At 39.9% G+C, this 17,194-nt stretch carries 14 protein-coding genes; 5 read left to right on the forward strand and 9 right to left on the reverse strand.

From position 1 onward, the window contains the following. Nucleotides 1-6 precede the first annotated feature (6 nt). Together crtO and CLI64_RS14785 are read right to left on the reverse strand one after the other, a co-directional pair. Complete coding sequence (gene crtO / locus CLI64_RS14780; RefSeq protein WP_103137926.1) at nucleotides 7-1,701, reverse strand: beta-carotene ketolase CrtO; 1,695 nt, start codon at nucleotides 1,699-1,701, stop codon at nucleotides 7-9. 115 nt (nucleotides 1,702-1,816) lie between these two features. Further along, nucleotides 1,817-2,575 (reverse strand): DUF2993 domain-containing protein, encoded by a 759-nt coding sequence (locus tag CLI64_RS14785; protein ID WP_103137927.1) that lies wholly within the window; start codon nucleotides 2,573-2,575, stop codon nucleotides 1,817-1,819. 527 nt (nucleotides 2,576-3,102) lie between these two features. Between CLI64_RS14785 and CLI64_RS14790 the strand changes: the two genes are divergently transcribed. Further along, nucleotides 3,103-4,341: an OFA family MFS transporter gene (locus CLI64_RS14790; RefSeq protein WP_103137928.1), complete on the forward strand. Its 1,239-nt coding sequence runs from the start codon at nucleotides 3,103-3,105 to the stop codon at nucleotides 4,339-4,341. 248 nt (nucleotides 4,342-4,589) lie between these two features. Here CLI64_RS14790 and CLI64_RS14795 read toward each other — a convergent pair whose 3' ends face one another. Beyond that, nucleotides 4,590-5,975: a cytochrome P450 gene (locus tag CLI64_RS14795; RefSeq protein WP_103137929.1), complete on the reverse strand. Its 1,386-nt coding sequence runs from the start codon at nucleotides 5,973-5,975 to the stop codon at nucleotides 4,590-4,592. Between the two features lie 258 nt (nucleotides 5,976-6,233). Between CLI64_RS14795 and CLI64_RS14800 the strand changes: the two genes are divergently transcribed. Further along, entirely contained in the window at nucleotides 6,234-8,447 is a 2,214-nt protein-coding gene (locus tag CLI64_RS14800) for a phosphoketolase (protein ID WP_103137930.1), read from the forward strand. Nucleotides 8,448-8,536: 89 nt separating this feature from the next. Continuing rightward, the gene (locus CLI64_RS14805) at nucleotides 8,537-8,926 is read left to right on the forward strand and encodes a GxxExxY protein (protein ID WP_103140741.1); all 390 of its coding nucleotides are present in this window, start codon (nucleotides 8,537-8,539) and stop codon (nucleotides 8,924-8,926) included. A 218-nt stretch (nucleotides 8,927-9,144) separates the two neighbouring features. On the opposite strand, the gene CLI64_RS14810 is transcribed toward CLI64_RS14805, so the two are convergent. Together CLI64_RS14810 and CLI64_RS14815 are read right to left on the reverse strand one after the other, a co-directional pair. Continuing rightward, on the reverse strand, nucleotides 9,145-9,738 hold the full coding sequence (locus tag CLI64_RS14810; RefSeq protein WP_103137931.1) for a hypothetical protein: 594 nt from the start codon (nucleotides 9,736-9,738) through the stop codon (nucleotides 9,145-9,147). After that, complete coding sequence (locus tag CLI64_RS14815; protein ID WP_103137932.1) at nucleotides 9,728-10,873, reverse strand: ImmA/IrrE family metallo-endopeptidase; 1,146 nt, start codon at nucleotides 10,871-10,873, stop codon at nucleotides 9,728-9,730. Before CLI64_RS14815 ends, CLI64_RS14810 begins: the two co-directional genes overlap by 11 nt. A 377-nt stretch (nucleotides 10,874-11,250) precedes the next feature. Here CLI64_RS14815 and CLI64_RS14820 point away from each other — a divergent pair, with 377 nt between their 5' ends. Continuing rightward, nucleotides 11,251-11,844, forward strand: a complete 594-nt coding sequence (locus tag CLI64_RS14820) for a Uma2 family endonuclease (RefSeq protein ID WP_103137933.1) — start codon at nucleotides 11,251-11,253, stop codon at nucleotides 11,842-11,844. Between the two features lie 297 nt (nucleotides 11,845-12,141). Here the strand turns inward: CLI64_RS14820 and CLI64_RS14825 are convergent, their stop codons facing one another. After that, on the reverse strand, nucleotides 12,142-13,911 hold the full coding sequence (locus CLI64_RS14825) for a tetratricopeptide repeat protein (protein ID WP_103137934.1): 1,770 nt from the start codon (nucleotides 13,909-13,911) through the stop codon (nucleotides 12,142-12,144). A 260-nt stretch (nucleotides 13,912-14,171) separates the two neighbouring features. On the opposite strand from CLI64_RS14825, the gene CLI64_RS14830 reads away from it, so the two are divergent. Beyond that, on the forward strand, nucleotides 14,172-14,366 hold the full coding sequence (locus CLI64_RS14830) for a hypothetical protein (RefSeq protein ID WP_103137935.1): 195 nt from the start codon (nucleotides 14,172-14,174) through the stop codon (nucleotides 14,364-14,366). Nucleotides 14,367-14,523: 157 nt separating this feature from the next. Here the strand turns inward: CLI64_RS14830 and CLI64_RS14835 are convergent, their stop codons facing one another. The 3 genes from CLI64_RS14835 to CLI64_RS14845 all read right to left on the reverse strand — a co-directional run bounded on the left by CLI64_RS14835 (nucleotide 14,524) and on the right by CLI64_RS14845 (nucleotide 17,154). Beyond that, on the reverse strand, nucleotides 14,524-16,071 hold the full coding sequence (locus CLI64_RS14835) for a hydantoinase B/oxoprolinase family protein (RefSeq protein WP_103140742.1): 1,548 nt from the start codon (nucleotides 16,069-16,071) through the stop codon (nucleotides 14,524-14,526). Nucleotides 16,072-16,153: 82 nt separating this feature from the next. After that, the gene (locus CLI64_RS14840; RefSeq protein WP_103137936.1) at nucleotides 16,154-16,501 is read right to left on the reverse strand and encodes a hypothetical protein; all 348 of its coding nucleotides are present in this window, start codon (nucleotides 16,499-16,501) and stop codon (nucleotides 16,154-16,156) included. 179 nt (nucleotides 16,502-16,680) lie between these two features. After that, nucleotides 16,681-17,154: a HEAT repeat domain-containing protein gene (locus CLI64_RS14845; protein ID WP_225977351.1), complete on the reverse strand. Its 474-nt coding sequence runs from the start codon at nucleotides 17,152-17,154 to the stop codon at nucleotides 16,681-16,683. Nucleotides 17,155-17,194: the final 40 nt, after the last annotated feature.

Here is a 17,194-nt window from a genome sequence, read left to right on the forward strand (position 1 = left end):
TAATTTTTAACTGATACCAAATACCGAACCGACTGTAGACTTAATTGATTCCCGTGCATCCTTTAAAGTCTGGGTGATGGGGTGCTTAGTCTGCAAAAATACCCGCGCACAATTACGTCCTGGCATTCCTGAAATTGAACCACCGGGATGTGTACCTGCACCAGTTAAAAAGAGATTCTCAATGGGGGTTTTGTAATTAGCAATTTCTGGCAGAGGGCGGAAAAACACCATTTGATCTAATGTCATATCAATATGGTAATAATTACCTTTGTACGCACCTAATCTCTCACCTAATTCTGCGGGACTTTCTACACGACGGGCGATAGTTGCAGTTTTGACGTTAGGGGCATAAGTGGCTAATTTCTCCACAACTTTATCTGCAACTTGGTTTTTTAATTCATCAGTCCAACCAGTTCCTTTTAAACCTGTACCTTCTGCGCCTGCAATTTGATATGGGGCAAAAAATTCAATCCACACAGTATGTTTTCCTGGAGGTGCGAGGGTGGGGTCAAGGAAACTCGGCATTACGACATACATAGATGGGTCAGCATCAGGAATTTCTCCCAAGGTACATTTACTATGGGCTTGTTCCACATGGGCAACGGAATCTGCAATTAAGATAGACCCAACTAAATATTCGTCTTTGTGAGCATGATAGGGAAAGCGCAGGGGTTCGTCTAAAGCCAAGTCAATTTTGAGGATAGTTTCATTATTGTTGACAATACGACGTTCTAATCTTTCCCATAAATCTGGGTCGGCTGCATCAACATCACTCTTATCGGTCATTTGTAAAAATAACCGCTTGGCATCAATATTAGAAATCACTCCATATTTAGCACGGTATTCTTTTCCACCAGATGCCCTAACGCCAACAGCTTTACCATTATCAATTAATAGTTTTTCTACCTGTTGGTCTGTGAGAATAACACCACCTTTTGCTGTCACTAAATTAACTAAAGCTTTGACTAGTGCGCCAGTACCACCCCGTGGTCTAGCCATACCGGGGTTGTGACGCATTGCCATCATAATTGCACCAATAGCTAAAGTTTTTTGGGATGGCGGCGCACCTAATTCAGAAGCAAGTCTAGCAAGGGGTGCTTTAAGAAATTCAGAATCAAACCACTCATTTAATAAATCTTCTGCACTGGTCATCATGTTGCGTACAAAATCTAGTGTTTTGTTTGGCGAACCAATGACAGAAAATAAATCTTTTAATTTGGTAATGTCGTAGTTACCAGCAATATCGATGATGGATTTTGGCGGTGCATTAAACATAGGAATCATTGCACCTATTGCCCGTTGCCAATAGTCGGTAAATTCAGCATATTTTTTGGCATCGCGTTCACTATAACGGGCAATTTCAGCACAGGTTTTTTCTAGAGATTTATGGGCGAGAAAATATTTACCGTCAGGATGGGGGCAAAAAACTACTGGGTCACATTCCAAATATTCTAAGCCATATTTTGTTAATTCTAGTTCTTCAACCACTGGCCCCAAATGAATAAATTCATGGTCAATTGCACAGAGGTTAAATTTAAAACCGGGGGCTTCTTTGGGTAAACATTCTTCTGTGGTAGCTGCACCACCAGGGACAGGACGTTTTTCTAGGAGTAGGACACTATAGCCAGCTTTGAGCAAATAAGCTGCACAAACTAGCCCGTTGTGACCTGCACCGATAATAACTACATCATACTCTTGCATATGTTTAATTTTAGAATAAGGTGGCTTGACAATATTACAAAGGGTCAGGAAAAATTACAACCTTGGGAATTAGTTAATAATTTCATTTAACTAGGAGTTGTAATGAATGATATACTTAATCAAGTAATTGTGTCACCGAATCAGGTATTTTATTAACATTAGCTTCCATTAAAAGAATTAATTTACCTTGTTGTATTTCCACATTTTTAATGCTTAAATTAATATCTTCTAATTGAAAATAAGGCAAATTTGTTAGTTCTTGAAATTTCTGCATTAAAGGTACAATGAGGTCGAGAGAAATACCTTCTCCTTGAGTACATTTAAAACTTTCTAAGATGATGGGATGGGAGTGAGTTCGGGGTCGCAGCATTGCGGTAAAACCTAATAAGCGATTATGGTCATTTTCTGTAAGTTGCACTTTTCCTTGTAATTCAATGTGATTTTGACTGTGTAGGGATATTTGCATTTTTTGTAAATCGAAATCTACAACTTGGCCATCCACACTCACCTGGAACTGCTGCACTAATTTTCGAGAAAATTGTGAATTTAGTGCATGATTGAGATCGGCTTCAGTCAGGGTAACACGAGCCATGAGATTTACTGGCTTGTTGAGTTGAATCTGACCGAAAATAGCCCCCAAGGGGTTAATGTCTATATTATCTGTTTGCAGTTTAATTTCTTGAAGACGGATATTTTGTTTAGTAACTAATCCTTGCCCAGTGAATGTTACACCATCTGCTTGTCCCTGCACAATTTTTAAAATATCAGTTTCTACATATATATCAATTTGTTCTGCTGCTTCGAGTTGATTAGCAATACTTTTTTCAGCTACTTGAGAGATGATTTGCTTGTCTAAACTTTGTTGGTCTGACATGAATACATATTTTTTACTTATGATTATTTACCATAAACTCTCAGTATCTATTAGCGAATCTATAACATGGTATATATCTCGCAATAGAAAGGAGATTTTATCTTCGGATGTTAATAGTTTATACATGTATTTTGATGGCGATCGCAGTGCGGTAGACCGTCCTAGAAATGGGTGCGTTATTAATCATAATTTTCTAGGTGCAAGCCTTTGCTACGCTGGTGTAAGCCTACTCATAGAGTGTTTTGAATTTTGAATTAGTATAACGTCTCTACTTGATTTTGGGTTTGATGCTTGTACCTTACCCAAAATAAGCTGTATCAGTGAATAATGGCATACGCGATGTTGGCAACCTGTCGCATATTTGTAATATTTAATGGCGACAACATTCAACCATAGCTCATGGTAATGCTGCATTGCATAATCTCATTTCTGGAATTCACGGAATTTTGCATGAATCAAATTATTCTCAGTCCAAAAAGGTGAGATACTGATAAAAAAATTATTTATTTCTGAGGACAGATGCAGATATGCAGCTTTTTGGTTTGCCCGCAGAAAAAGGTAGATGGTTATTGATCCCTCTTGGTGCAACTGTTTTACTCTGCCTTGGTACTGTTTATTCGTGGAGTATTTTTAGAAAACCTCTAGAAAAGTTACTGAACATTAATGCTACAGAAAGCCTATTACCATTTACGGTCTTGTTAATGATGTTTGCTGTACTAATGCCAATTACAGGCTTTTACATCAAGCGTTTCGGGACTCGTATGATCACCGCAATCGGTGGCGTAATTATGGGACTTGGTTATATTTTATCAGGTCTAAATGGTAATTTACAGGTGTTAACTTTCACCTATGGCGTGATAGCGGGTGTGGGTGTGGGTATAGTTTATGGCGTACCGTTGGCAGTAATTGCTAAATGGTTTCCTGATAAAAAGGGTATTGCTGTTGGTTTAACTGTCATTGGTTTTGGTCTGTCTCCATTAATTACAGCACCTTTGGCGAAATCACTGATTGATAGCTTTGGAGTGCGACAAACTTTTTTAATTTTAGGTGTAAGTTTTACAGCTATTATTCTAGCGATCGCAACTTTGTTGAAGACACCCCCAGAAGACTGGCAACCAGCAGGTTGGAATCCTGGGTTCTCAGTCCAAAGCAATACCCCTTTGACAACTTCTGAAACCATACTGCAAACACCAGCATTTTATGGGTTATGGCTGTGCTATACCATCGGTACATTTTCAGGACTAGCAGCAATTGGCATTTCTAGCCCCTTAGCCCAAGAAATCATTAAACTAGATGCGACAGCAGCAGCTAGTACAGTCTCTTTATTTGCAGTGTTTAATGCTTTAGGGCGTTTGTTTTTTGGCTGGCTGACTGACCGTTTTAGTCCTAAGTTGGGGGCTATTGTTTCCTTTACCTTAGTATTAATTGCATCACTAATGATGGTGAAAGCTGGTCAGGGTGCTATAGCTACCTATTTAGTAGCGTTTTCCCTATTTTACTTTTCTTTTGGTGGATGGTTAGCGATCGCTCCTACAACTACCTTAATCTTATTTTCACCAGCAGACTATGCTAAAAATTACGGTCTGGTGTTCACAGCCTATGGTGCAGGTGCTTTAGGCGGGACTTTGCTAGCTGGCAGAATTAGAGATATATTCGGCAGTTACACAATTTTCTTCTACCCTACTACAGCACTGGCAGTTTTAGGTATTGTGTTAGCTGTGTTCATGCTCAAACGTAGTTTTTCTAGTGTTTCTGTTAGCCAATAATAGGCATATTTTCTTCCATTGGGAATTGATATGCCTGTTGAAACTCTCACCGCTACACTGCTTGGCGTGTAGCGGGAGATTATCGTAAATCCGAGGGTTTAAGGCCCCTACGTCTATACGTAGCATATTTTCAGTGGGGATTGAAATCCCCCACTGAAAATGTCTTTAATTTTGAATTTTGTAGCTTGCTTCCCGTAGGGTATTTTGAATTTTGAATTTTGAATTTTGAATTTTGAATTGTTAATGCTTCACCCGACAGTGGAAGTTTCTAAACTACGGGATTTGATTTGACGCTGATTTTTAATCACCATTTGGATAGGATGGTCTGGCCCGGTGACTAAACCGCGACGTTGGGGTTTAACTTCTCTATTGTTGACCAGCTCTAATTCTCGCATGGTTAAAATTTTAGCGATCGCCAATTTCATTTCCCATTGGGCAAAGGCTAAACCAATGCAGCGTCTTGCACCTCCACCAAAGGGCAAGTATTCATAGGGTGAAAACTGTCTTTCTAAAAAGCGTTCTGGTTTAAACTGCTTCGGTTGTGGATATAAATCTTCCCGTTGGTGGGTTAGGTAAATTGCACCAATAACTGGTGTTCCTGGCGGCAGTTCATAACCCCCCAAAGTTATAGGTGTTTTCACCCTTCTAGCAAATGTTAACATCCCTACTGGGTAAATTCGCAAGGTTTCCGCGCACACAGCACTTAGATAAGGTAACTTGTAAATTGTGCTGGGGTCGGGATTATCACCCAAACTATCTAGTTCTTGTATAAGTTTTTCCTTAACTTGTGGTAATTTATGAATCCAGTACATCGCCCAGGCTATAGCTGTGGCAGTAGTTTCGTGACCTGCTACCAATAGTGTCATCAACTCATCCCGCAACTCTATATCCGTCATGGGTTGACCTGCTTCATCCCTGGCATCCATAAGTAAACTCAGGATATCTGTGCGTGAAGAGTCGGGATTTTCACGCCGTTCCTGGATTTCATCATACATTAGTCGGTCGGCTTGTTCCTGGAGTTCTAATTGTCTTCCCCAGATTTTAATCGGCCCAAAATCTCGCTGTAAGGCGGGAAGATATAATAAAGCAATACGCCACACAGAACTGGTATTCTCTAAAATTTCCCCTAAAAGCTGTTGCAATTTTTCGGCGCGGACTCCTTCATCTAGACCAAAAACCGCCTGCATAATGACGCGCAGAGTAATTTCTTGGGAGACATGACGAATATTAAAAGGTTGTCCTTGGGGATATTGGCTGATGACTTTGGTTGTCGTATTGTTGATGATTTGACTGTAGGCGCGCATTCTTTCGCCATGCAAAGGAGGCATCATTAATTGCCGTTGGCGTTGGTGTTCTACACCAGAAATAGTCACTACAGAACGTTTACCTAGCAAACCTTCCAGCAAACCATTTAAATCGCCTGGGGCTTCTAATTCTTTAGTATCTTGGGTCAAAATAATCTGTAAATCTTGGGGGTTGCTGACAAACACTAAAGGTGGAATACTTTTATCTAGTTTGAGAGCAAAAACGTCCCCATAGCGTTGAGTACATTCTTCCATGTAAGCCATAGGACGAAATACCCAATTCAGAATTTGTAAAACTGCTGGGGTTGGAGGTATTTTTGGTAGCTGCATAAAAATTTTTGTAATTCGGTGAATATCGTTATTTTTACTGAAATTAGGGGGAATAGGGAATAGGGAATGGGGAATAAGGCATGGGGCATTGGGGTAAAAATCTCCCTTGTCTCCCTTGTCCCCGACATCCCGCCATTTAAACTACTTATGTTCAACATCACAAAACACTGATAATTCTTAACATCCCTAAAGATGTAAAATTTTTGTTAAATTCAACGAGCATCTATATTTACTCGTCATTCTTACAAGGTACTCAGCATGACTGCAATCACACCAAAGGCTTCTTCGGCACTCCCTGACTTTTGTGAAGGGATTCAATATTTTGGGGAAGTGCCACCAGATTTTGAAACTTATGGTGCCACACCTGCAATAGAATCAGGACAGGTAGCGATCGCAGATCCTACAAACCCTCAAGCTGTGTATCAAACTTTGCTTGCTGCTGATGCTCTGCGCTATTTAACTCTACAAATCACTGGTAGTAAGGCATCTGGACACCCAGGCGGGTTTGCTAGTCAGGCGGAAGCTTACGCAGCTTTGGTCATGCTGGGGTATAAAAACATTATTACTGAAGTCGGACATCATGCACCAGGATTTTATAGTGCCATGTTCCTTGACCGTTCCTTAGAGGACATGGGCATTTCTACAGTACAACAATTGCGCGATCGCTTCCGCGAAAAGCATGGGCTTTTAGGACACCTTTCCGGTTACATCCCTGGTATTCTCGCCCCCGCCGGGCCTTTGGGACAAGGACAGCACTTTGCAATGGCGGCTGCACTCCTCCACCGTGACAAACTTTTCCCCTTCACCCTCGGCGACGGTGGACTAGGTGAACCCTACATCATGAGTGCAATGGCGCACTTTAACACCGCCTATCCCAGCGTTACCAACTTCTTACCCGTGTTGGTATGGAACGGTTACAGCCAAGAACATCACAGCATGGTTTCCTTAAAAACCAACGCACAGATGACAGCATATTGGCAAGGTAACGGTTTTGAGGAAGTCATCTTAGTTGATGCCAAAGAATTTGACGACCAAAACCAACCAGGCGACTACGTAGATAGTACCGCCTTTTCCTTTGAGCAACGCCTCGCCTTTACCAAAGCCGTACTTGTAGCTGTAGATAAAGCCGCCCGTTCCGCCCTTGGTGGAAAACTCACAGTCTTTATTATCAAACAACTCAAAGGTGCAGGGGTTCACGCCAGAGGTGCGAAATCTCACAACCTCTATCCGAAAGATACCTTAGACGCGCCCCACATTGTCAGCGCACTACAAACCCGTGCATTATCTCCAGAAGCTTGGCAAATCGTCAGAACCAACGCCGAACGCGCTGGAGGTGGCCCCGCCGCTAAAACAGTGGTGACAGAATTTGAGTTACCATTGCCAGATTTAGGTACATTACCATTAGAAGAATATGCAGTCGGCGGCGAACCCAAAGTTTCTACAACCGCAATGGGACGACTGGTGGGTGTAGTCGGACAAAAAGACCAAAATTTCCTCGTCACCAACGCCGACGGTAACGAAGCATCAGGTATAGGTAACATCAACCAAGCCTTAAAGATTATCCACCCCACCACCGACGAATTATATAACCAAGCACCCAACGGGCAAGTTTACGAACCCTTAAGTGAAGATGCTTGTGCAGGTTTAGCCGTTGGTTTGTGTTTGATGGGTGCAAGAACCCTCTGGTGTTCATACGAATCTTTCGCCATCAACGGTTTACCCATTTGGCAAACTGTCACCCAAGCAATGGCAGAATTACGCCGTCAAACACCCTCAACTATTACCTTATTCACCGCAGGCGCATTAGAACAAGGACGCAACGGCTGGACACACCAACGTCCTGAAATTGAAGCTTACTTTGCATCCATGATGCGGAACGGTAATGTCTTTCCCGTATTCCCCCCCGATGCTAACAGTACCCAAGTTTGTTATGACTGGGCGTTAACAACTAAGAATAAAGGAATTGTCATCACCGCCAGTAAATCACCCTTACCAATTCGCACCACCTTTGCACAAACCCGCCAAGGTTTAGAAGATGGTGCAGTAGTATTGCATGAAATTCCTGGTGGTAAGCAAGTTGTGTTTGCTGTCATTGGCGACATGACATTAATTCCCGTATTTGAAGCCGCCGCTTTCTTAGAAACTGAAGGTATCGGTGTGAAGATAGTTTCTGTAATTAATCCCCGTCGTTTATATCGTCCTCATGATGTAGCTTGGGATACCTGTTCTGAACCCGATGGCGGTTTCATTGATGATGCGAAATTCGCTGAATTATTTGATGGCGATGCGTTAATTGGTGTAACTGGTGGTGTTGCTTCGATGTTAGAACCCATAATGTTGCGGAGTAACAGCAAGCGCGACACCTTCGCCTGGAAGCGCGGGGAAACTACAGCTAGTGCTGGTGAGTTGATGGCGTTTAATGGTTTGACTGCTGAAGCGTTGACGAAGCGGGCGATTGAATTGGTGCATTAATTAGAACGCAGATGTACGCAGATGAACGCGGATTGGTGTTTGGTTGCGTACATTTGCTGTTTTTATGTGATGTGGAGGGGGGAACGCTGATGAACGCTGATGAACGCAGATTGGATTTGAATAGGATTACGGAGAAGATTATTGGTTGTGCTTTTAAGGTGGGTAATACTTTGGGGGTTGGTTTTTTGGAGGGGGTTTATGAAAATGCGCTAGTGCATGAGTTACGGAAAACTAATTTGTTGGTTGAGCAACAAAAAATGCTGGAAGTTTGGTATGACGGTATAGTTGTGGGTAACTATAGGGCTGATTTGTTAGTTGAGCAAGCTATTATTGTGGAGTTAAAGGCAGTAACAGCACTAGATAATAGGCATTTTGCTCAAGGTATGAACTATCTTAAAGCCACTGGACTTTCTTTGTGTCTATTAATTAATTTTGGTAATCCTAAAGTAGAGATAAAGCGAGTTGTCCGTAATTTCTAAATCCATCTGCGTTCATCTGCGTTCATCCGCGTTTTTCTGAATTAGGGCAGTATTTTGATAGTTTGTTTGGTGGAGATGGCTTAATTGGTGTGACAGGTGATACTATGGCGATGTTAGAAGCAATCATCATTAAATGATATACCTGGGTTAAATTTTTGAACTTTAAGTTATTTATTAAAAATAAACTTGTCAGACATAGTAGAAAATTAATTCTGATTTTATTCTGTTATTTGACGTTTGCAAGCTTTTAATCGATAATCTAAACATATTTGATACGCATTTAAAAAGTGTTGTTCTAGAGGTCTCTCAGATTTTTTATGCTCATTGATTATTGTTTGCAAGTCACTATCACTAAGATAGTTAATAAATATCAACCAAGCTAGTAAATGAGGTGTGGTCTGTATCATTTTACTATTTATGCTCTGAGCAGCTAGTTTTCTAGCTCCTCGATCATCTGTTAGAAAAGCTTGGTTAATTTTCTTGGCAAAAGCAATAGATGCAAGTTCCCCTTTATCTTTTTTCTTTCTTGATTCGAGAATTTCAGTATCTTGAAGGTCTTCAATAGTTAAATGATAATATTTGAACTTCCCATTTTCATATTCCTGGCGAAAACGATTCTGCAATTCTATTTCTGCCTGTGTCGGATTCTTACGTGGCTTGTGTATACACTCATAATACACAAAATATGTACAACAAAAGATACATCCGGCGTTATTAGCTGTTGTATAAAGAAGTCTAGAAGAAAGAATATTCCAAATTGCACAAGTATCTATGACATTATATTTATGAAAATTCGATGGATCAATCACCATACTTAATAGTTCTCCCGTAGATACTTGCTATTTCAATTAATTCATATTTGCTAGCTAAAAGCATTTCTGCTACTCGACCAGCCGAAATAAAACCTTGTTCATAGGCATCAAAGCAAAGTCCAACATAAAAATTTGATAAACCTCTTTTGAGTAGCTCTTCCCGACGTTGCCGAGAACCTAATGAGAGGCTTTCAGGCAGTTCTGGATCAACTTTTAAATCTTTTCGTACTCTTACTGCTTTTATCTGTGCTTCTACATCGTCAGTTATCAGATTGCTGTTTTTTAAGGCATAAGCTAAGGCTTCTGTACTGACCTTCAGTTTATTTGCCCATTCAACAGCTTTTTCAGGAGTCCAGTTTCGACAATCTGGAATTTTCTGTAGAAACTCTGGTGGCATTAAATAATCAGATGCAAAGTTGTTAGCTCTTACTTCAACTAAATTCTTTTTGTCTGTTTTTAAAGAAATAACAAATTCCTGTTCATCATCCAGAATCCCATGAGCCGATTCATGAGCCGCAGTAAATCTTTGTCTGTAAATATCTTCACTGTAGTTTACTAATATGCACTTGCCTGCTGTGGGATGTTTTATGAATAAACCAGAGATATTAGAGTTACCCAACTGGCGACGAAAAATATGAAATCTCAAAGAGCGAAAATCTTCATAAACATCCATACGGATTTCATTAGAGGCATACCCTAAGTGTTTTCTAAGTGCCTTTGCTGCTTCTTTTCCATGTCCTATATAATAGCTACCTCTTTTGATAAAACTAAAAGGTTTATAAACAATTGGTGAAAACAGTTGTAACAGAAACTCTTCACATTCACACAAAAATAAAAATTCTTGTACTGCCCATCGGTCTTCTTTTGAAAATTCATCTCCATATCTTCGGAATAAAGTTTCCGTTTGCTCAAACGAAGCTACTCTCTCATTAGAAATGAAAAACTGGTAATCACATAGGTAATAGTCAGCAAATATTAAAACTTCATCGCCTGTTGGTCGTCTTTCTCCATTTTCTAGAGCAACCAGAATGTTTTCAGGGATGCCTGTGTCTGTTGCAACCTCTGCAAGAGATTTTTCAAATTGATCACGGCATTTTCTTAGCTTGGAGCTAAACAAGGCAAGGTCAAAAGACATAGCACAGACAGCCTTGAAACTTTAAGTGGTAATATTCCTTGCTAGATTTGTGCGTGGAATAGTGTCGTAGATAATAGCATGACTATCTTAAAAGATACAAATTTAAAGAGCAAATCTACGATGTTTTAGCAATAAATAAAATACTTATCCTCTCTTGCAAGTACGAGCGGATTTGATCATAAGACTACACGTAACACTACACTTATAAAACCCAATGGCAGGAAATGGCAAAAACTGCCATAATATGAAACGAACAGATTCAAAAAATATTTGCGATCGCCTACTCTACACGAAATGCGATCGCCACCAAAACTATACCATCCCGACCCCTCTTATAAGCCCTATAATCAGAATAAAGTCATAACCATCATTTAACTATGACTCTCCAAGCCTTAGATAAAAATACCGCAATTCCAGAACAGCGATTTCTCCTACCTGGTTATTACACCTGGGAAGAATTTGAGACTATAGAAAACTTAACCGCAGATGCAGCAGGGTTGCGGATAACTTATTTTGATGGGTGCATTGAATTTATGACACTTGGTGAACAACACGAAATGATTAAAAGCGTGATTGGGATATTATTAGCATTATACTTTTTTGAAAAAGGTATAAACTTTATCCCAGTAGGTAGTGCTACTCGTCGCGCCAAAGAAAAAAGTGCATCCTTTGAACCAGACGAATCCTATTACATAGGAGAAAAAAAGGAAAATCCAGATTTAGCCATTGAAGTGAATCTTACCAGTGGCAGTATTGACAAACTGGAGAAATACAAACGATTTAATATTACTGAAGTGTGGTTCTGGGAAAATAATCAGTTTTTACTATTTCATCTCAGAAATGATAACTATGAGCAAATTAGTCAAAGTGAATTATTGCCAGATTTAGATATAGAATTACTAGCAAAATGTATTGTCATGCCTTCGATTATTGAGGCTAGAAGAGAGTTTATGCAAGGAATGAAAAAATAGCTACGATTTAAGTCGAAGCAAAAAGTCAAACACATAAACTATGAACGCAACAGATTCACAGACTATGCCATTACTCAAGTGTTAGAGCATTTCTGTAACCTGTGATGAAGAATGAGTCAGCCAGAACAAAGTGTGGGCAACATACCCTTGTCAACTAAGCAGGAGCATGAAACGATCAATAAAATTGAACCAAACAAAAACATATTATCCCATAGAATTACACCAAATTTGATTAGTTAGTTTTATTTGCAACTACTGGTACAGTTGTTGAGAAAAGAAGTCCTCTGTACAAACTCCCTAGATTGAGTGATGCAGGTTAGCATACTTCTCTAAATCTCTAATTGCGCCTTCTGTGTCTCCTAATTTCTGGCGCACTTCAGCCCGTAAAAGATATGCTGGAGCAGAGTAAGGTTGATGTTCTAAGGCTTCGTTTAAATCCGCTAGTGCGGCGGGATAATTTTGCAGTTGAGTATAGCTGCGACCTCGATTGTACCAGTCTTCAGCTTCATAAGGATCAAGATTGATGGCTTGGCTATAATCACTGATAGCATGGTAATAATCCTGAAGCGCATAGTAAGTATTAGCACGTTGGCTATACAGTAGAGCAGAATCGGGATTAATTTCTATGGCTTTGGTGTAATCAACGATCGCCCCTTGATAATCTTGTTTTTCATAGTGCCAAATAGCTCGGTTATAATAGGCTTCTAGCAGTTGCGGATTAATAGCTAAAGCTTGGTTATAGTCAGCTAACGCACCACGATGATCTCCCAATTGGCGGCGAGCATTACCACGATTACAATAGGATGGGGCAAAATCTGGTGCAAATTTAATCACCTGGGTATTATCAGCGATCGCTCCTAAAAAATCCTGTAAAGTTTCATAGACAATTGCCCTGCCGTAGTATGCTTCGATTAATTCGGCATCAAGTTGTAAAGCTTGATTGTAGTCAGCAATTGCACCTTGATAATCTCCTAAATGACGGCGAATTGTGGCGCGATCGCAATATCCGGCAGCGAAGTTAGGACATAATGCTACTAATTGCTCACTATCAGCCAGCGCGCCAGGATAATCTCCGATTTGGCGGCGAATATTGGCGCGGAAACCGTATACTAAAGCTAAAGTCGGGTCAAGTTGTAAAGCTTGGCTATAGTCAGCAATTGCACCTTGATAGTTTTCCTCTACTTCTCGAATTAAACCACGTTCGGTGTAGGCTTGTGCGTCCTCTGGGTTTAAATGAATCGCCTGGTTTAAGTCTTGTAAAGCTAAATCATATACTTGCAGACGAGAGTGAATCACACCGCGATTGTAGTATGCTGTGGCAAAATTTGGGTCAAGTTCTATTGTGCGGTTATAGTCAGCAATTGCTGCGTCATAATCTCCTAGAGCGTAGTGGGCGTTACCCCGATTTTGATAAGCTTCTACTAGACTGGGGTCAAGCTGAATAGTCCTTTCATGGTCAGCGATCGCTTGACGATATTCCCCTAACTCATAGTAAACATTACCACGACTGCTATACACTGCCGCCAAATAGGGATGCCATTGCAAAGCTGTTTGAAAAGTTGATATGGCTTCTTGATAATTTCCTTGTGCTGCTAAACCCACACCCCGATGATAATAAGCATGGGCAATATCTATATGAATATCAGTAGCTAATTCTGGATTGACTTCTATAGTGTGGATATAATCAGCGATCGCTTGGTTATATTTTCCCAAGGCAAAGTAAGCTTGAGCGCGGTAGTAATATGCGCCGGTAATCGTGGAGTTAATCTGCAATACTTGATGATAATCGGCGATCGCACCTGCATAATCAGCCAAACAGTAACGCGCAAATCCTCGATAGTAATAAGCTTCAGCTAATTCGGGATTTAATTTAATGGCGCGATTTAAATCTGCGATCGCTGCTTGATAATCTTGGAGTTCATTACACAGAGTCATTCCTTGCTGCAAGTAAGCTATAGCATATTCTGGTTGAGGTGTTGAGGATTGATTGTAACCTGCGATCGTTCCCTGATATTCCTCTGGCAAATTTATAGATAGTCCCTGTAGGAAGAAAGTATCAGCATTCATCTAATTTTGTGTGTTGTTGCACTAAGCATGAGTTTGGGGAGTTTCAACTTGCTATTAATAGGGTAGGACACGCTATCTTGATTAAACTACAAACTTAGACATAATACCAATATATACATAGCTATATTTGGCACAAGTTTTATTTCATGCTATTGAAATATGTAAAGATGTGAGGAATCGAACTATTATCTCAATTGGATGTAATAAAAATCATCATATCCAACCCATTTATATATCTTTTATCAGATGGAGCGTTAAATATGTACGACAAAGAGGACATCAAAGCGATGCTTGATAACATGAGTTTCGTGGATGTGCTAAGAATTATGTCTCAAATTTGTTATGAAAAAGCTGAATATCTGAGAACTGACTGGCAAGATAATGAAACAGCCAGAGCTTGGGAAAAGGTAGGGAGGGCAGTAGCTAGGATCAAGATAAAAACAGAATTATATTAATCAGGTAGTTAAAATAATCCATCCCGTGGATTTTTCTCCACGGGATTTTAATTAAATCACTAAAATATCTATGAAATTAGAAAAAGCATTTACCAATTTGTCAACTACTAAAAGTTATGATGACAAACTCGATGCTTTGAGAGACGGAAGTTTCTAACTATAAATTACCAAATCCTCCCCCTCCTGGAGTAGCGATCGCAAATACATCCCCAGGATTCATTTCTACTGTAGCGGTGCTATCTAAATCCTCTTTTACGCCATCTGCACGTTCTACCCAGTTGTGTCCTACTTGTCCCGCTTCACCTCCATTTAATCCAAAGGGAGGTACAACGCGATGTCCAGAGAGAATGTTAGCTGTCATCGGTTCTAGAAAGCGCAGGCGACGAATTACCCCGTTACCGCCTGAATATTTTCCTTTACCGCCACTATCAGCACGTAGACTAAAGCTTTCTAATAGTACAGGGTAGCGAGTTTCTAAAACTTCTGGGTCAGTCAAGCGGGAATTCGTCATGTGAGTTTGTACTGCATCGGTACCATTAAAGTTAGTCCCTGCACCAGAACCACCGCAGATGGTTTCATAATATTGATAGCGAGCATTACCAAAAGTAAAATTATTCATCGTCCCTTGAGAAGCAGCCATCACCCCCAACGCACCATACAAAGCATCAACCACAGTTTGAGAAGTTTCTACATTACCTGCAACTACGGCTGCTGGATAAGTCGGATTCAACATACAACCTTCAGGAACAATAATTTCTAAAGGTTTTAGACAACCAGCATTCAGAGGGATACTATCATTAACTAAAGTCCGAAAGACATATAAAACTGCGGCTTGTGTAACAGCTTTAGGCGCATTAAAGTTACTATTTAATTGTGGAGATGTGCCAGTAAAATCAATTTCAGCACTGCGATTTTCTCGATTAATTGTCACCTGCACCTGAATTTTCGCACCACTATCCATTTCATAAACAAATGAGCCATCTTTGAGAACATCAATCGCCTTTCTCACCGCTTCTTCGGCATTATCTTGCACAAATTTCATATAAGCTTGAACTGTTGCTAGTCCATATTGGGACACCATCTTAGACAGTTCTTGCACTCCCCGTTCATTAGCAGCGATTTGTGCCTTAAAGTCAGCTATATTTTGATTAGGATTACGTGCCGGATAGGGATGGTTTAATAATACTTCTCTAACTGTATTTTCCCGAAATTCTCCTTGTTCTACTAAGAGAAAATTATCAAATAAAATTCCTTCTTCATCGACAGTTTTACTATGAGGAGGCATAGAACCAGGTGTAATTCCCCCGATATCAGCTTGATGTCCGCGAGAAGCAACAAAAAATAGGGGATGTTCATCACTTGCTAAAAATACAGGAGTAATAGCTGTGACATCGGGAAGATGAGTTCCGCCGTTGTAGGGATTATTTGATAAATAAACATTTCCTGGCTTAATAGTGTCGCCATAATCATTAATTAAACTGCGGACACTTTCACTCATTGAGCCTAAATGTACAGGTATATGAGGGGCATTAGCTACTAATAATCCAGCCGCATCAAAAATTGCACAGGAAAAATCTAAACGTTCTTTAATATTGACTGATGCAGCCGTATTTTGCAGGACAATCCCCATTTGTTCAGCAATAAATTGATATAGGTTCTTGAAAATTTCTAATCTTACAGGGTCAGGTTGAGATATGGTATACATTTTGATTTTCACTCCTTGAATCTTGGAAACTATAGGCAACATTCCCGTTTACCGTCGCCATTATTGAGATAATTATAGGAACTTATTTTCTATTTTCTGGTGGCAATGTAATAAAAGCAGGAGTCAATGCTGGACTATTGTAATATTGTTGTTGAAGCAATTGTTGTTTTTGTTGTTGCTGAATTATCAATAATCTTTGTTGTTGAAGCAATTGTTGTTGCTGTTGTTGTTGAATTATCAATAACCTTTGCTGCTGGAGCAATTGTTGTTGCTGTTGCTGTTGAAGCAAATTGTGATAAAATATGATGTTATTTTGTGGTGGAATAGGTGGAATAAACGGATAATTCTGTGCTTGTACATCACTATTAAAACCTAGTAATGACGCACAAAATACCAAGTTGCAACATATTAAACCACGAAGGCTAAACATCTTATTATCTCCTGATATTTTTGTAATTAATCTTAGACATATAAATCCTCCAAATCGAGGTATGCAATTATGTCTAAATTGGTCATTGAAAAGATAGAATAGGTTGAGCGATCGCCTCACCCATCATTTGTAAAATGTTAAATTCTATCTTTATTTAGTTATCCGACAGCAACTTAACTTTATCTATTTGGATTGTTATTAGCCGCACGACGCACCTCGCTGTGTTCATCTTGTGCTAGCTGGACTAACACATCAACTGGTGTTTCCAAGAACTTGGCAACGTGAAGGCGTATCATACTATCTTTGTCATTCGCTAAGTTGCTTAACAACTGCTGAGATAGGCTACTGGGTGTATTTGGGTTGATAGCAGTGTGAAAGCGTACCTTGCTGTTCTTGTCATCTGCTAACTTGACTAATATATCAACGGGGGTATGAGGATTTATGGCAACATTCAGACGGACATCGCTATCTATATCAGCTGCTAATCTGCTCAAAATTTGAGTCGGCAGACTAGGATGGATAGCTACCCAAGCACGTTGTGAACTCCTACCTTCAGCTAACTCGATTAATTTAGCCATTAATCTGTCATGATCAGGAGTATTTGGATTAACTGAAGCATAAAAACTGACATCAAGATTAATATCATAGAGCAATTCAGCTAATAAATCTCCAGGTGTTAAAGTCCTTACTACG

Source organism: Nostoc sp. CENA543 (genome assembly GCF_002896875.1).
Lineage (GTDB): Bacteria > Cyanobacteriota > Cyanobacteriia > Cyanobacteriales > Nostocaceae > Trichormus.

What these genes read in the sequence shown, in the direction of transcription:
- CLI64_RS14820 (WP_103137933.1), top strand. Translation starts at nt 11,251, where the DNA reads ATGACTCTCCAAGCCTTAGATAAAAATACCGCAATTCCAGAACAGCGA.
- CLI64_RS14815 (WP_103137932.1), bottom strand. Translation starts at nt 10,873, where the DNA reads ATGTCTTTTGACCTTGCCTTGTTTAGCTCCAAGCTAAGAAAATGCCGT.
- CLI64_RS14835 (WP_103140742.1), bottom strand. Translation starts at nt 16,071, where the DNA reads ATGTATACCATATCTCAACCTGACCCTGTAAGATTAGAAATTTTCAAG.
- CLI64_RS14805 (WP_103140741.1), top strand. Translation starts at nt 8,537, where the DNA reads ATGAACGCTGATGAACGCAGATTGGATTTGAATAGGATTACGGAGAAG.
- CLI64_RS14825 (WP_103137934.1), bottom strand. Translation starts at nt 13,911, where the DNA reads ATGAATGCTGATACTTTCTTCCTACAGGGACTATCTATAAATTTGCCA.
- CLI64_RS14800 (WP_103137930.1), top strand. Translation starts at nt 6,234, where the DNA reads ATGACTGCAATCACACCAAAGGCTTCTTCGGCACTCCCTGACTTTTGT.
- crtO (WP_103137926.1), bottom strand. Translation starts at nt 1,701, where the DNA reads ATGCAAGAGTATGATGTAGTTATTATCGGTGCAGGTCACAACGGGCTA.
- CLI64_RS14840 (WP_103137936.1), bottom strand. Translation starts at nt 16,501, where the DNA reads ATGTTTAGCCTTCGTGGTTTAATATGTTGCAACTTGGTATTTTGTGCG.
- CLI64_RS14785 (WP_103137927.1), bottom strand. Translation starts at nt 2,575, where the DNA reads ATGTCAGACCAACAAAGTTTAGACAAGCAAATCATCTCTCAAGTAGCT.
- CLI64_RS14810 (WP_103137931.1), bottom strand. Translation starts at nt 9,738, where the DNA reads ATGGTGATTGATCCATCGAATTTTCATAAATATAATGTCATAGATACT.
- CLI64_RS14830 (WP_103137935.1), top strand. Translation starts at nt 14,172, where the DNA reads ATGTACGACAAAGAGGACATCAAAGCGATGCTTGATAACATGAGTTTC.
- CLI64_RS14790 (WP_103137928.1), top strand. Translation starts at nt 3,103, where the DNA reads ATGCAGCTTTTTGGTTTGCCCGCAGAAAAAGGTAGATGGTTATTGATC.
- CLI64_RS14795 (WP_103137929.1), bottom strand. Translation starts at nt 5,975, where the DNA reads ATGCAGCTACCAAAAATACCTCCAACCCCAGCAGTTTTACAAATTCTG.